Here is a 15,699-nt window from a genome sequence, read left to right as displayed (position 1 = left end):
AAAAAGTGCCTGTCCTAACTTTGTTATTACATTAAAAAAAAGTGCCTGTCCTAACTTTGTTACTTGGCTTGTAAATACATCTCTATAATTCAATTCTAACTTTAAAAAAAGTGCCTGTCCTAACTTTGCATTACATTAAAAAAAAGTGCCTGTCCTAACTTTGTTACTAACTTTGTTAAAAAAAGTGCCTACCCTAACTTTTTCCTAACTTTACCCTAACTTTTTCCTAACTTTACCCTAACTTTTTCTTAACTTTACCCTAACTTTTTCATAACTTTACCCTAGCTTTTCCCTAACTTTGCTCACGAATAAAAGAAAAGCGCCTTGCCCTATTTGTTCAGAGTTTGCTTCGTTTGACTGTTTTACGCAATTTGCACTTGCCATGCTCATTAACCCCATGGATACTAAAAACATATTTGGCAAAATCGATGCCAGCAACTTTAATTAAAAACATATGGAATCTCCTCCTCTTAGTTCAATACCACTATGGCACCTTGTGGCTAATTGGTTGGGAGTCCATATCATTCGTTAGCAGCTAAGAGAAATGTTCAGACCTAAACGATGTAGAAGCCTAATACATAGTATCGCGCATCATGCCGTAAGTGCACTAAGTTGGTTACACCCAGAGCTGGGAGAAAATTGTATCCAGGGAAATGTACAAGAGTTCAGGTATGATTTGCTTAACGGTATATATTTGCCCGTTGATTTAAAGATCTGCGAAAGCAAATCCCTTGCTCTAAAAGCACTTTCAGAAACCTTCTTCAGAATTGCTGAATCTGAAGGAATCAAAGAAAGCGACTTAGGTTCAGCCATTATTGTTTTTGGTTTTAAAATTGATAGCTGGCCTTACTTTTGTGAAGTATCAGTGACCTCTAAGTGCGGTTCAACTATGAAAGTAAAAGTTGATAGCATGGGGAATAAATTTAATATGGTTAATGAGTTAATTTATAGGTACAGCTAACAAATCACTCAAATGATTTAATTAACCCATCCCTCAAAACTATAAGTCAGATATAAGCGGCGACACTCTGCATCAGCAATCACTGCCTGTGCAATCCAAGGCCTGTTGCAATACCGCTTGATAAGTGCCATCCGCCTTCATTTGTAACAAGGTGTCATCAAAGCGTTTTTTCAGCTTTTCTCCGCGTCTGGTCTTTGGAAATGCAAAATAACTTGGGATGGCATATGCATATTCTGTATGCCGTTTAATTTCATTTTCAATATCAAGTCGGCGTAATATATCAGCCCCACCTAACTGATTACTGATCACAATATCAACTCGGTCAGCCAGTAATAACTTAAAGCTTTGCATGCCTGAATTTGCTTCCACGATTTTATGGATCTGTCCTTGTTTGATTGCTTGGTCAATTTCAAAACCATAACTTACATTTCTGACCAACCCTACGCTTAACTCACTGAGCTCATCTATCGTGCCAGTCAGGTTTAACTTGCTATCTCGTTTACTAAAAATAGACACAGATTGACTGATCAAGACTTGATCAGAGAACAGCATGGTTTTTTTTCGATCTTTAGAGCTGTAAATTGTGAAGATGCCATCTGCATGGCCTGACTGGATCTCTCTAATCGCCCTACCCCAAGGCATAAATCGAACCGCAATGGGTATATCCATGCGATTGAATACCTCATTGACCATGGTAATGCCAACGCCTTTGGGCTGGTTGCCTTCTAAATATTGATAAGGAGGATATTCTAACGTCACAAACTGTAATACGCGTGCTGCGAGTGCTTGATGACTTAATAGCAGCAATAAACACGCAGCGAGATAGACTGACAAGTTGCCACATTGACATTTTACTTTGAAAAAGTGCCCAGTCATTGCACGCCAGCTCATCATCACAGTTTAAAACTCAACCTTTAACTTGATATACGCTCTGCGCCCTCTTGGATCGCCTGTCCTGGGGTCATAACTGCCCGCAATATCCACAAAAGGCGGGGCTTTGTCCGTCAAATTAACAACCCCCACTGTCATATTTGTATTTACATCGGCTTTTATTAAATCACCCATGTCGACTTCATATTGAAGATCGAGGGTATTAAACGAACTAATTTTCTCTAATGAAACATCATTTTCATAACTGGCGACATGGCGAAAAAACACATTGGCGCTATGTGACTCAAACTTCCAATTTACGCCAAAACTGCCTTTAAGTTTGGGGGTCGGATTACCCACCGTATTACGATTAAGCTTACCAAGCCCATTGGTGACGACACCGGCATTGTCCGTTAAATCATATTCTAAAATATATGAACCCCAAAGCTGAGGGGTAAGTCGGCCAAAACGCGTATCCCACTGATACATGACATTAAAGTCTATACCTGATGTATCAATGGCTTCGGCATTTATGAAGCGGGTATTGACGATTGAAATTGTCCCAGCTGATGTGCGAATTACCCGCTCAGGATCATCTGCAAAGGCGTTTACAACGGCTTGGTGACTTTCTCGGGTTAGCACCTCCTCAAATGAAAAACGCCAATAGTCTATATCCATATCAAACTGGTTTACGCTAAATGTGCCCCCGACATTCAGCGCTGTAGAGGTTTCTGGTACTAAGTCTGGGTCACCTACAGTTCTATTGCCACCAAATGTCGTTGACCCGTCTCTGGGATCTGTAATATTGGCAAAATTCGTTTGTACTCCTTTTAACTGATGCACCGAAGGCGCACGAAAAGACGTACTATATGACCCTCTCATAGATAGGCTCGAAGAGGCATGCCAAAGCAACGACACTTTGGGATCGGTGGTATCACCGCCCAAGTCGCCATAATCCTCATAGCGCAGTGCAAGGCCGATCTCTAGCTGCTCAAAAATAGGGAATCTGAATTCTGTAAATACCGCTTTGACATCACGGTCGCCTTCAACATTTTGATTGCCAATTAAAAATGCGAATCTATCTTGCTGAGTTAAGGCATCATACACAGAGCGAATAGACTCATTTCGGTATTGCATACCAAACGCCATTGCCGCAAACCCAGCGTCCATTTCAAACAATTCATCAAATGCAATGACGCCCTCTATAACTTGCATCTCAGATTCTACATTGCCGATATAATCGCCAATAATATAACCACGGAGTTGCTCATTAGTATTTGCTTGCGGATCAAACGGATTAAAATATAGACACTCTCCAGCACCCGCTACAGCACTAAGGCCTTGCCGACAGTTAATGCCGCCAAACCCAAACAATGCGGACTGGAAGTTATCCGCTATCACGTCTTTAGGATTTAAAAAAGCCTCATTTTTGGCATTCACGTAGGATAGTTGCCAAAATTTATCCGTGCCTAAGGCCCCTTCGATACCCAATGCAACACGGGTAGTTTGATGCGAGTAAAAATTGATTTCTGTGGGTTTGCCCACACCAAACGGTCTTCCTCGGAAAAAGATATCTTCGTTATAGATATTATTAGGGTGGCTTGCTAAAACACTGGGCGCATTCAATACCGGAAAGCTCGGGGAGACCTCTCTTGATACATCGTTATCTGCAAACCCCGCTTCAAACCACAGCTCTATGTCATCATTCCATGCCCACTTTGTGCGCATGTATAGCTGGAGCCTATCTTCATTAGGCACCGCTGTAATTTGAGGAGCAAAATCAAACAAGCAGAACGAATTACCATTGCTGCCCTGGGACACACTCCCGCCATTTTGCACGCAATTGGGATCTGCAACGGTGAGACCGTCAGGGTTTTCATCGTTTGCAAGTGACGGAACCACAAAGCTCCCAGGGTTACCAAAGCTACTAAATGCAGGTTGCACCCAATCGACCTCTGAGAGCACCAAACTACTCCTCTCTAAATAACTCGCGGCGACCAAAACATGCCCAGAACTGCCCGTATCACTGCCAAATACAAAGTCCACTTTTGTCTCGTCTTGGCTGCCATCGCTCATCCGTTTGCGATATTCATACTGCACTTCAGTACCGTTTAAATCATCTCGACTAATAAAATTCACAACCCCCGCAACCGCGTCTGAGCCATAAATCGCAGATGCCCCGTCTTTGAGGATCTCAACGCGTTGAATTGCCAAAGTCGGAATCAGTGACGCCGTATCAACAAAGCTAGCCCCTTGATCGGTCACAACCGCAGATACAACTTGTCGCTGGCCATTCAATAACACCAAGGTAGAAGAGACACCTAGCCCTCTCAAATTGATATTTGAAGTCCCGACGGTAAAGTTTTGCGTTAAATTATCAGAATTATTCTGCGCACCCGCATTAAATGGCAGGGTCTCAACCAAATCTCTGACATCATTTGCACCAATGTAGGAAAGCGCTTTAGCATCAATACTCGTAATCGGTATGGGGCTATCAGATTGAATTGAACGCTTTAGTCTTGTTCCAGTCACCGATATTTTTTCGATGTCTTGCGCGCCGACAACCATAGCGGGTAAATACAACAACGCCCCAGTAAACAACCAGCCGATAAGTCTTGTTGACTTACAATAAGACATTCCCCCTCCATTTCACACCGCGTAAGTTGTATCGCAACTAAATGAATACTCTAAATAAGCATAGAAGGTTTTTGGCTATATTCTGGAAAATTATACTGAGCGCTAAAAACGGGGTATGTACGAGCTCTTTTAAAAAAATAGCGCTTTAGTGAAACAAAAAAGCCCAGCAATTGCTGGGCTTGGGTATTTTTAATTAAAAATGCTTACCACATTTTTGAAATTTTGATGTCAGCTGTTGAACCGTCTGCTGATTGGCCAACAACTTCAAACATTACGCCAAGCTTTGGTAATTTAGTACCTGTCGCTGGACGGATGTAGTTTGTATAGTCATCCCAGTCTGCAAAGCGAGGGTTTGCATTGATGAATTGATCTCTCCAGACCGTTTCTAGATAACCACCGTTAGCAAGATCTGTACGGGTCGTTCTGCCTTCATCACCTAACTGCGGTAACGTGTTAAATGGCGCATCTTTAATTTGTCTGCGGCTATTTAGAGGTGTAACACTTCTATCTGTAACCCACTGCCCTGTAGCACTATATTCGGTCACATATTCTAAGATTGGGTTTCTATCTGCATCTACAATACCTAGGAAACCATGGCCTGGGTGTGCTGCTGATAGATTATCTACACTAGGTACATCGAAGAACTCAATGATATAAGATGGGTCAACAAACCATACAAGTAGACCTTCTTCCATACCTGCATCTTTTAAACTCGCGTCGAAACCTACATGCTGACGCCACTCTAATAGGTAGTAAGGTGTGTACTGAATAGTACCATCAGAAAGTGATGCACTATATGCAAATGTCACTTTTTCCGGATTGTTAGAAGTGATTTCGTTAACCACTGCACCATTATCAGCAATAGAGATATTGTCTACAGCTACATATGTTGCATCACCGCCAATCGCATAGTTCTCGATTGTGAAACTCACATCATCAAACTGAGCTAAAAACGAAACGTCGTAGTTAACATTGGTCCATTGTGCACCTGTACCACGTACTTTTCTGCCATCTGATGCCATTTCCAGCTCAGCTGCATTCGATGGTGCTAGTGAACCATAGATACCCGCACTAGGTACACTCACCATCACTCTCAAGCCATATGCACCATTTAGAGAGGTCGTTGAGTTTAAGTCAAAGCTTAGCGTCGCAGCTTCAGTGCCTTTTAATGGCTGTGCGAATGAAATAGAGCTATAGCTAGTTAGGTCAAATGCATTCGCATTAAGTGGCTCATAGATTCTTTTAGTTTGCTCAGGTAAGTTGACTTTAACTAAGTCATTATTCAAGCCCTTAACACCAGCTTGAGAAAACTTAACTGTCACGCCTTGACCTGTTAACTCTGCTGCATTAATTTCTTGAGACTGTATCCAGTTTCCGCCAAACTTATTTTGTAAAAACAGCTTCGCGTAAGGGCTATAACCTGTTGGCTTAGTACCACCAATCGTGCCGCCCCAGCTACCAGATGCCATTGAAGAGTACGAAGAAACTTTTGCACCAACACCACCATGCTTATCTTCTGAGTAAGCAATATCGTACTCATCAGGTAGACCTAGATCATGGCCTAATTCATGTGCTAATAGACCAATTGTTGCATCAATTGGTTGAATAACATAGCTACCAATGCGTGCTGTTTTACCGACTGTTTCATTCACGACATCTGCGTTTACAACGTGTCTATGAGACCAAATATAATTATTAAATGGGCTGTTTGGATCTTGGCGCAGTGCACGAGGCTCTGATTCTTCACCTAATGTTGAATGAACAATACTTAAATGATCAATTTGACCGTCATTATCTAAATCATAGTCACTTAAATTAAAGTTTTCATCAGCTAGTACGTTATATACTGCTTCTTTAATAAGTGCATGTGTATCATCTTTATAATAAGGGTGCGCAAACTCAGTTTTATACCAGCCAAAAACGCCACCCTCAACGTCAAAAGAACCACCACTTTGGTCAATAAAATATTCACGCATACTTGGAAGCGTATCACCACGAGGACCCACATAACCATTTTTAGAGAAAATCATTTCTTCATAATGCTCAGGAGTATAATCATCATAATAATGCTTATTTGGAGCATCTTCTGGTTTAAGTGAATTATGTGGTACGTCTGCGAACTCCATTAAAATGGTTAATACCTTGCGGGTTGTAACCTCGCCATGCCATTCACGTGTTTGTGACGCAGCATCACCATTTTGAATAACTAATGGTGCACTAAAATCAGCTGTTAAATTTTTATGTAAATCAGCATCTTTTTTTATTTTTTCAACTTGAACAGGATCAATGGTTACATTTTCAGTAGGGGTATTTACATGATTGGCATGCGCTTGAGCATAACCACTTAACGCACAAATTACAGCTGCTGTTAGTGAGTTCAGCATATATTTTTTCATTATTATTTTCCATATTATTGAGTCAATAGTGAGCCGGAGCAATAAATTATTAAAAAACAAATTAATCGCTCAACATAGCTAAACTATATTATCTACAAAAAATAACAAGAAAATCAAAATATTTAAATAAAAAATCCACAAAAGGATAAAATACAGACAAATTGATACATTATAACAATAATGATATATTAATAATAACAATGGTTACTTGCTGTTTTCTTCTGGCTTTTTAATTAATAGTTACAACTTAATTGTTAAGTGAGTAATTAAAGCCCAATATTCACTGGGCTTTAACATATTCATTACCAAACTTTAGAAATTCGAACCTCAGCCACCGAACTATCCGCTGATTGGCCTAAAACTTCAAAAATAAGTCCAAGCTTTGGCAGCTTTTTGCCCGTTGCAGGGCGAACATAGTTGGTATAATCATCCCAATCCGCAAAACGAGGGTTTGGACTAATAAAATCATCCCGTAATATTGTTTCTAAATAGCCTCCATTACTCAGGTAGTTTCTTTTGTCTTTTACGACATAACCTTGCTGTGGGAGTGTATTGAACGCGGCGTCTCTAATTTGATCACGAGTTCTGTATGGCAAAATGCTTCTATCAGTCACCCATTGACCTGTGCTTGTATACTCTGATTGGTATTCAAATATTGGGTTTCTATCTGCGTCGACAATACCAATCCAGCCTTCCCCTGGATGCGCCGAAACTTGGTTGTCAGTACTGGAAATGTCAAAAAAATCAGTCATGTAAGAAGGATCAACGTACCAAACCAAAAGCCCCTCTTCCATGCCTTCAGTTTTAAGGCTTTCATCAAAGCCGACATGCTGACGCCACTCTAATAAATAATAAGGAGTATATTGAATGGAGCCATCAGATAATTTAGCATTATATCTGAAGTAAACATGCTCAGTGTTATTTGAATTCACTGTCGCTTCGACCTTACTGCCATCAAAAATATCAATATTGTCGGCAGCGACATAGGTAGAATCACCAGCAATAGCTAAATTCAGCAAGGACACATAAATTGTGTCATAGTCTTTAAACGCTGATAAATCATAATGTGCTTTTGTCCACTGCTTGTTGGTTGAGCGAATATAGGTATTATTCTGACTCATCATAAAGTCATCACTATTTGAAGGTTTTATATCTTCAGAAAGATTCGTACCTGGTACTTGGACTCGCAAAGTGAAGCCATAACTCGGGTTGATAGATTGTCCACTGTTTAAATCTAAACTCAATGAAGGCGCTTGACTGCCTTTGAGTGATAAAGCAAAAATCACTTCACTATAGCTCGTTAAATCAAAAGCTTGATTATTTAATGGCTGATATAGTTGTTTGCTTAATTGTGGTAAGTTCACCTTAACTAAATCATTATATCTGCCTTTCACTCCAGCAGAAGAAAACGGCACCACAACGCCTTTACTGTTCAACTCTTCACTATTAATCTCTGTAGACTGTACCCAGTTTCCGCCGTATTTGTTTTGTAAAAACAATTTCGCATAAGGGCTATAACCCGTTGGCTTGGAACCTCTGACTACGCCTCCCCAAGACCCAGAAGACATCATCGAGTATGACGCAACCGTCTCTCCGGCTATGCCATATTCATCTTGTGTGTAAGTCAGATCATATTCATCCGCCAACCCGAGACTATGACTGAATTCGTGTGCGTAGAGCCCCATTGGTGTGTCTATTGGTTGAATAAAGTAACTGCCAATTCGCGCCGATTTCCCTACACTTTCATTCTTTACCTCCTGATTTACCCTTGAGCGATGTGAGTGAATAAATTGCTTATAAGGGCTATTGGGATCTGGCCGTAAAGCCCTAGGCTCACTTTCCCCCCCTAGGCTTGAATGGATAATACTTAAATGGTCAATTTCGCCATCATTATTCAAGTCATAATCACTTAATTTGAACCTTTCATCAGCCAACACCTGATGAACGGCTTCTTTCACCAAAGCACTTGTATCTCTCTTATATACGGTGTGGTCGAAGCGAGATGTATACCAGCCAAATACCTCACCACTTATGTCAAATGATCCGCCGCTTTGGTCTAGCACATAATCACGCACCGTCGGTAACATCGCATCCTTAGGGCCCGTATAGCCGCCTTTGCCATAAATTAAGTTTTGATAATGGTTGATACTGTAGTGGTCTAAATAATGTCTACTCGGTAAATCGTCAGGTTTCATAGAGTTATTAGGAATATCATTAAACTCCATCAATATCGTGAGTACCTTTGCGGTTGTCACATCTCCATGCCACTCCCTTGTCTGCGATTGTGAACCTTTAAAAATTTGAGGTGCATTGAAAGTTGCTGATAAGTTTTTGTGTAATTGTGCATCACTGTTTCTCTGTTGCAATGCGACAGAATCTGCATTAACAATAGCTATTTGTGCATTTACCCCTGTAGATAATAAAACCGCAACAGCAAGCGTGTTGAGTTGATATCGTCTCATAACTACCTTCCTATTATTATTCTAACGCCAATGACTGGCACTTTGTTTAGCTTGAGTTTCATCTATAAAAATCAAACCAAACAAATTGGATAGAAATAACAAGAATGCTGTTAATAACTTAAACACCATTAAATAAATTAAAAAATAATTTATAAAATCAGCAACATAAATTTATGAGCTAAGAAAAAATTAAGTGTAAAGTGAGTCACTCTTTGAGGAAATTAGTCTTTAATATTGGCAAAATTTGAAAAGTGCCCGATAACAGGCACTTTCTTAAAACTTAAAGATTTAACGCTTTAATTTGCTGAGATACACGAACACCGCTGCGCACAGCACCTTCCATATAACCTAAATATAAAGTGTCGGTATGCTCTCCGGCGAAGTAAACTCTGCCAACAGGCTGCTGGAATAGTTTCCAATATTTGCTTATCTGACCAGGGCCATATGCAATGAATCCACCTTGCGTCCACTCTTCAGCTACCCAGTTTTGTACTTTTGTCGCCACAAGATACTGCTTTGAACCTGGATACATCACTTCAATTTCGTCTAGTCTTGCATCAGCAATCTGTTGATCTGTCCACTCTTTTTGTATTTGGCTGTAGTCACCTGATGTATATGTGATAAGAATACCCCCCTCTCCACCTTGACGCTCAGTTGTCTCCCAAGTCCACCCAGTTGGTAAACCACCAGCGACAACAGTATCGCCGCCTAAGTTTTGGTCTAGCCAAAAACGTTTGTTATATTGAAGGAGTACTTTTGCATGAGACCCGTAGTTAATGCTGTTTGCTGCATCTGTCAACGCTTGTGGTAAATGTGGGGTAAACGTAATCTTATTTAATACCGGAAGAGGGACCGTTACAACGACTACATCCGCTTCGTAGCTGCCACCAGTTGCAGTTTCAACCGTCACACGATCATTGTGTTCGCTAATATTAACTACCGGCTGGTTTAAGTGAAGATCACCTTCGAGATTATCAACAAAGGCTTGTGCCATCGCCCTGCCACCTTTTAAGAAACGGTAACCTTCTACATCATCATCCGATACTTGCTCATAAACTTTGGCATACTGCGCCAAGTGCAATAGAGATAGATCGCTTGGCTCATCAAATTCTCCTCTGACAAACTGCTCTGCTAACAATTTTGCTTCAGGGTGTAGTTGCAACCCATCAATCCAGCTTTGTACAGTTGTGAGATCATACTCCTTCGCTTTATCTAGGCGCGCAGGTTCATCTGGATCGGGGACTACATCAGCAAGTAAACTTAATTCATCATAAAAGCGGTTATAATCAGCAACAATTTGAGGCTCAAAGTTATTTTCAAAATCCGTATAACTTATTAATTTACCATCTACATAATAAGCCCCGCTCTCAATTTCTCCCCAATATCCTGTCTCTGCAAGTTCAACATTGAAGAGGCTGGCATATCGATGAATTTCCTGATGCACTGTCGGTCCATCAATAAACTCTCCACCAATTTCGCCATGCTGCTGGCCCATATCATATGTGCCTATGCGACCACCCACTCTGTCTTTCGCTTCGAGAATCGTAACCGAATAGCCAATACTCTCCAGTTCATAAGCCGCGGTCAACCCTGACAAACCAGCTCCAACTATCACAGCTTGGTTGACCGTGGGCTTTGCAGCGGGTTGTGGCTGTTGAACTACGACCTCGTTGGTATCATTGCTTCCACATGCAGATAAAACCGTGGAAAAAACCACAGTACTGACGATGATACGCAAAGAGTCCTTTCTCTCTGATAACTTCATAAACACCTCTTTAAACCTAAAAAAACTCAAATATAATTAATAAATTTATTTGGATATATTTCAATCTATTAGCCCTTAAGATAACCACCTAAAAGGCAGGCGCACGCTAACATGCCCCTAAGGTATTAACAAGGGCAAAATCATGTTAACTCAGAAGTGGGAGAGAAATTTGCTCGCTAATTTAAAGAAATTGAAAATAACAACTTAAACGTTTTCTTTATTATCAATTAATCGAAATACAAGCACTTCTTGTAATGCATTGACTGGTTGGAACGCGAGATCTGTGGCCATTTTAACTTCGATACGCCTTTTTTCAACTAAAGCAAAAGCACCGCTTGGCAACGGAGTGTAACGCTCATAAAATCTTGTAGGTTGACATTGCACAGCAAGTAAACGCGTAAAGTTTGAACCCGGTGCGAGATTGCGTTCTTTACCTTGGTACAGGGCAAGGTCATCTACGATGCACAATAACGTATACAAGCCCTCATCCTGTTCAGGTGTAATCAAGTACTGTGCTAACTCACTCACTTCAACGCCACTGCGCAAAGCTTGATACACCTCTTGAAAGCTGTCGATATAAGATACAAACTGAAATTGTTCGGCAAGCGCATGGAGTCGAATATGTTTTTGTAACTCAGATTCCATCGGCTGAGGCTTCTTTTCTGTGCTGCGCCAAGGTGCCAAAGATTGCTTTAATTTTATGAGTGCTTGTGCTTGGTTTTGCACCACCTCTTCTTGTTGACGTTTTACCTGTTCAGCCATTTGCTGCCGACGCATCAGCTCTGCTTCTTTTGCATTTTCCTCAGCACGTTTTTTATTTCCACTTTCGTACGCTTTAATTTTAACATCCATTAACTTTTGTGCCTGCGCAAAAGATAATTGTTCGCCAAACCGATTCGTAATATAGGCACTGGTGTTTAAATAATCAGGTTTTAAGGACACCATTTCTTTAAGTAAACCTTGGTACCTTTCATATAAAGCCTGCTCCTGAGCTAACGTTCCTTCACTGCCGCATTGTGGATCGCCAAGCCACTGCGCCTCACGCATATTGCTAACGGTCAAGTACATAGCATCCATTAATTCAACCAGCCTATTTTGATTATTTACCATACATTTACTTAATTTTTTAATTCATTATTTAACCAATTAGAGCTTAAAACAATCATTTCTTCAATTAATAAGCCTCTCAGCATAATATCTGATTAAAATCCGAGCACATATAGCAATAGAAACCCACTATAAAATTTAAAACCTCATTATAAAAAACAGAACAAAAACACAGGGCAAAAACAAAAATCACACTTGAAAAAAACAAAAGCAACAAATATCATAAAAAAATAAGAAAATTAAAAGGAGGTTAACCAATAAAACCCATAAAAAATACTTATAAAAAATAGGGAAGTTAATAGTATGATTTGCTTATTAACCAAATTAGAAGAGCAAAAGGAACATTATTGCTAAATTTTTATTTAAAACAGTGAAAAACAACCTAAAACAAGCAATCCAACTTTTAAAGACCCTCCCAATGAACATTAAAATTTAATAAAAAGTTAATGGACAATAATGAAATTAATAAAAATAGCACTACTTATATTATTGCTTGGTCCTAATTTTTTAGTCAGTGCCTCTACCCTGACGACCTCCGATAGCAATATACGTTTTCTAAGCGGTGATAAAGATAAACTTATCATTGCACCTCCTAACCAACATGGTATTTCCTATAATCGATTTACAAATTTTACTGTCGACAAACCACTCCTTATGCTCGATCCAAATGGGTTAGCTAGCTCAGATGCTGGAACCAAACTCAAAACGATCGTGATCCATGCCAATAGCTTGTCATTAAAAAGTGAACTTGCATTTGCATCAGGAGACATTGCCGCAAACATCGTATTTGTCGTAAATAAAGATAATGGCTTAATTAGCTGTAGTAGCTGTTCATTTAAAGGTTACCCCAGAATTACGCTTGCTGTTGCAAACAGTTCTAGTGGTTATTCTAAAAATATGAGCAGCATAGGTAATTTAACCAGTAGAAATGCCGGTCGAATCTCCTTAAACAACTTATCAGCACCGGACGCGACGTCAATTGAAACGCATTCTCAATATATCTCAACAGCAGGAAACATCAGCTCAACTTTCAGAGCCAGTGCAAGCGGTTCACATCACAAGATAAGTAACTCGGGCCTAGTTGGGGTAAGCGGCGGCTTTAACTTTTTCCTTGGGCGGATGACCGTGGATTACAACACCCACGAGATCGTTGACGCAGACCAAGTTACTACTCTCGGTGCAATCACATTTTCAGGCACCATCCACGGTGCAGGCGTTTCTATCGTCAGCGCAAGACCCGTCACCATCAATTCAGGTGCAAAAATCACAACTCAATCCGATATCATGGCAACAAGTCATTTTGGGGACGATTTCTTCGTACCGACAGGCAACATTGATATTGTAATGCTTAGTCAGACAACAGCTTTAGGCACAATCAACAATAAAGGCTCTGTACTGTCTGATACCGGCATCAATATACAAGCAATCAGACTCTACAATAGCGGAACAATCAAAGGACACAACGCAGAAGTCACAATTAAAGACCAAGCGCAGAACTTGGGCACAATTGAAATGTCTGGTAAGTTTGAGCTCGGTGCAAAAACAATTGATAACCGCAAAGTACTTGCAGGTAATACATTGCGCGCACACGCAACCGATGCTGTATTTAACCACTTTGATGGCAGTATAGTTGGCTACAATGTGTCATTTGAAACCGACTACTTTATTAATGGCTCGCGTATCGCATCTGTACCCACAATTAAAAAGCATAGCGCATTAACCATTGAGGACGGTCTAGAACCTGCAGAAAAGTACGGTGTTTTTAATACCAATAGCTTTGCACGCTTTACAAGCGCTCAGCTCAGTGTTAACCGACCAGCTCATATCAGTGCAACACATTTAAATATCAAAGCAAACGTACTGGAAAACATTAACCCTTATTACAAAGAAAGGGGTAGTGCAGCGTGGCCTGGGAAAGTAGACTTAGACTATGCAAAGTCTAGGCAAGTTAGTATTACCGCACAATACACTCTGAAGCTGCATAGCAGCACATATGTATTGAACAGTAGTGCGATTCTTGGCCTTGAAAACGCTGGTGAATTCACGATCAATACGCCAAAATTACAAAATGAGCGTTATCGATTTGACTCTAAAGGCTATGTTTTCCATAAAAAACAGCACAATAGTGCAAATGAACAACATTCTGTAAAAAGTCCACTGGCGGTAACCGCATCAGCACACGTCGATGCAATTTCTCCGATGGCGGCGCTGTACAGCTTTGGAGAATTTAACCACTCACCTCTAAACAGTAGTGCATCGACAACATTCACTAACCTTGCAAGCTTTTTGCAAATCCATGGTCGCTCTAACTTTTACAAAACTACTTTCGGCTCCATTGCTATCTCAGCGTCATCTGAATATCAAGAAGGGTTAACGCCTGCATGTATTACCAATGCATGTAATATCGATAGCTATGAAGAAAACTACACACAGACCACATTTACTTCTTTTTTAGATGATGTTAATGGACTCAGTACAGACTTTTTGGTTCAAACAAATCTGCAGCTTGAAGCCTCTATCGAACAAGATGTTAAATGGTACCAAGACAAATTTATCGCAGAAAAAAAAGCGGCTTTCGGCGATGAATATCACCCAACACACGGCAAAATGTTCTACTACAATGTCAGGGAACAAAAAACCACCTCAGCAAGGCACCTCATCATTACCATTTATGAGTGTCGACTCAGTATCTTGCAAGATGGTGAAACGTTCGGCAACAAACGTTGTGTGCCAACTGAGTACAGCAAGCCATTTTCAGAAATTTTAGAAGAAGCAGCCGCAAATCGTCCTATACCAGGTACATCCCACACAGCTAAGCAACTTGGTGAGTTGATTAAGATTTACATGGGTAGGTTTAATGGTTTCGGGCAAATGGATCAGACCTTTATTGACAGTGAGGGCTTCCCAGACACCCAAATGGTGGACGGTTATTGGGGCAATGTCTATGCAAACGCTTTCTTCACACCAAAACTTAACTCAAGCGGTGCTGTCGAGTTGGAAGTTAAATACTTCCGTCACTTCTTTAAAACCACAGCGCTGAAAAACCCGCATGTGGACTTAAAAAATTATAACCCTTATAAAGAGTACACTAAAGTAATTGCTTACAATGACTTAAAAGATCCAACGCCTCCAATACCTGCAAATCGTACAGTCGCTTACAACAATAAGACCGGTCGACTGGTGCTTAATTGGGGCAATGTTTTAGTCCCGCATCACAGCTACATTTTGGAGACTGACTTAAGCAGCGCTGCAATACGTACCACACAAAGCTGGCGTGCATACACCAAAAAAACTGATGGAACAGTCAAGTTTAGAGTTAAAGCATGTACCAAGTATCAAAATAGAGAATATTGCAGCGCTTTCAGTCCTTGGAAAGAGCAAACCGTAGATTATGTCGGCGGTGGCAGTAGCGGCGGCGGCGGTGGCGGCGGTGGCGGCGGTGGCGGCGGTGATGACGATAAACCACCATGTGAAGGCTGTGCGCTAGAGTAAGTAAGGGAG

General features: G+C 40.7%; 8 protein-coding genes and 1 pseudogene. 2 read left to right on the top strand and 7 right to left on the bottom strand.

Annotated elements, in window-relative coordinates; translation table 11 throughout:
• Positions 1 to 340 precede the first annotated feature (340 nt).
• A pseudogene (locus S4054249_RS25005) lies at positions 341 to 454 on the bottom strand (IS110 family transposase); the annotation flags it as partial.
• Between the two features lie 222 nt (positions 455 to 676).
• Between S4054249_RS25005 and S4054249_RS25000 the strand changes: the two are divergent.
• Positions 677 to 961, top strand: coding sequence for a hypothetical protein (locus S4054249_RS25000; RefSeq protein ID WP_145925118.1), 285 nt, complete (start codon positions 677 to 679; stop codon positions 959 to 961).
• Between the two features lie 72 nt (positions 962 to 1,033).
• Here S4054249_RS25000 and S4054249_RS24995 read toward each other — a convergent pair whose 3' ends face one another.
• The 6 genes from S4054249_RS24995 to S4054249_RS24970 all read right to left on the bottom strand — a co-directional run bounded on the left by S4054249_RS24995 (position 1,034) and on the right by S4054249_RS24970 (position 12,201).
• Positions 1,034 to 1,855, bottom strand: a complete 822-nt coding sequence (locus S4054249_RS24995) for a substrate-binding periplasmic protein (RefSeq protein ID WP_080928477.1) — start codon at positions 1,853 to 1,855, stop codon at positions 1,034 to 1,036.
• Between the two features lie 6 nt (positions 1,856 to 1,861).
• The gene (locus S4054249_RS24990; RefSeq protein ID WP_052961180.1) at positions 1,862 to 4,468 is read right to left on the bottom strand and encodes a TonB-dependent receptor plug domain-containing protein; all 2,607 of its coding nucleotides are present in this window, start codon (positions 4,466 to 4,468) and stop codon (positions 1,862 to 1,864) included.
• A 203-nt stretch (positions 4,469 to 4,671) separates the two neighbouring features.
• Positions 4,672 to 6,864, bottom strand: a complete 2,193-nt coding sequence (locus tag S4054249_RS24985; RefSeq protein ID WP_046358481.1) for an immune inhibitor A domain-containing protein — start codon at positions 6,862 to 6,864, stop codon at positions 4,672 to 4,674.
• Between the two features lie 302 nt (positions 6,865 to 7,166).
• Positions 7,167 to 9,326: an immune inhibitor A domain-containing protein gene (locus S4054249_RS24980; protein WP_046358482.1), complete on the bottom strand. Its 2,160-nt coding sequence runs from the start codon at positions 9,324 to 9,326 to the stop codon at positions 7,167 to 7,169.
• A 280-nt stretch (positions 9,327 to 9,606) separates the two neighbouring features.
• Entirely contained in the window at positions 9,607 to 11,091 is a 1,485-nt protein-coding gene (locus S4054249_RS24975; RefSeq protein ID WP_046358483.1) for a flavin monoamine oxidase family protein, read from the bottom strand.
• Positions 11,092 to 11,295: 204 nt separating this feature from the next.
• Positions 11,296 to 12,201 carry a hypothetical protein gene (locus S4054249_RS24970; RefSeq protein WP_046358484.1) on the bottom strand — a complete coding sequence of 302 codons (906 nt, stop codon included), beginning with the start codon at positions 12,199 to 12,201 and terminating at the stop codon, positions 11,296 to 11,298.
• A 453-nt stretch (positions 12,202 to 12,654) separates the two neighbouring features.
• Here S4054249_RS24970 and S4054249_RS26765 point away from each other — a divergent pair, with 453 nt between their 5' ends.
• The gene (locus S4054249_RS26765; protein WP_046358485.1) at positions 12,655 to 15,690 is read left to right on the top strand and encodes a hypothetical protein; all 3,036 of its coding nucleotides are present in this window, start codon (positions 12,655 to 12,657) and stop codon (positions 15,688 to 15,690) included.
• Positions 15,691 to 15,699 lie beyond the last annotated feature (9 nt).

The sequence above is a fragment of the Pseudoalteromonas luteoviolacea genome (assembly GCF_001750165.1).
Lineage (GTDB): Bacteria > Pseudomonadota > Gammaproteobacteria > Enterobacterales > Alteromonadaceae > Pseudoalteromonas > Pseudoalteromonas luteoviolacea_G.
Note: the sequence above shows the minus strand (reverse complement) of the source record. Positions and strands in the feature narration are given on the sequence as shown.

What these genes read in the sequence shown, in the direction of transcription:
- S4054249_RS24990 (WP_052961180.1), bottom strand. Translation starts at nt 4,468, where the DNA reads ATGTCTTATTGTAAGTCAACAAGACTTATCGGCTGGTTGTTTACTGGG.
- S4054249_RS26765 (WP_046358485.1), top strand. Translation starts at nt 12,655, where the DNA reads ATGAAATTAATAAAAATAGCACTACTTATATTATTGCTTGGTCCTAAT.
- S4054249_RS24995 (WP_080928477.1), bottom strand. Translation starts at nt 1,855, where the DNA reads ATGATGAGCTGGCGTGCAATGACTGGGCACTTTTTCAAAGTAAAATGT.
- S4054249_RS24985 (WP_046358481.1), bottom strand. Translation starts at nt 6,864, where the DNA reads ATGAAAAAATATATGCTGAACTCACTAACAGCAGCTGTAATTTGTGCG.
- S4054249_RS24975 (WP_046358483.1), bottom strand. Translation starts at nt 11,091, where the DNA reads ATGAAGTTATCAGAGAGAAAGGACTCTTTGCGTATCATCGTCAGTACT.
- S4054249_RS24970 (WP_046358484.1), bottom strand. Translation starts at nt 12,201, where the DNA reads ATGGTAAATAATCAAAATAGGCTGGTTGAATTAATGGATGCTATGTAC.
- S4054249_RS24980 (WP_046358482.1), bottom strand. Translation starts at nt 9,326, where the DNA reads ATGAGACGATATCAACTCAACACGCTTGCTGTTGCGGTTTTATTATCT.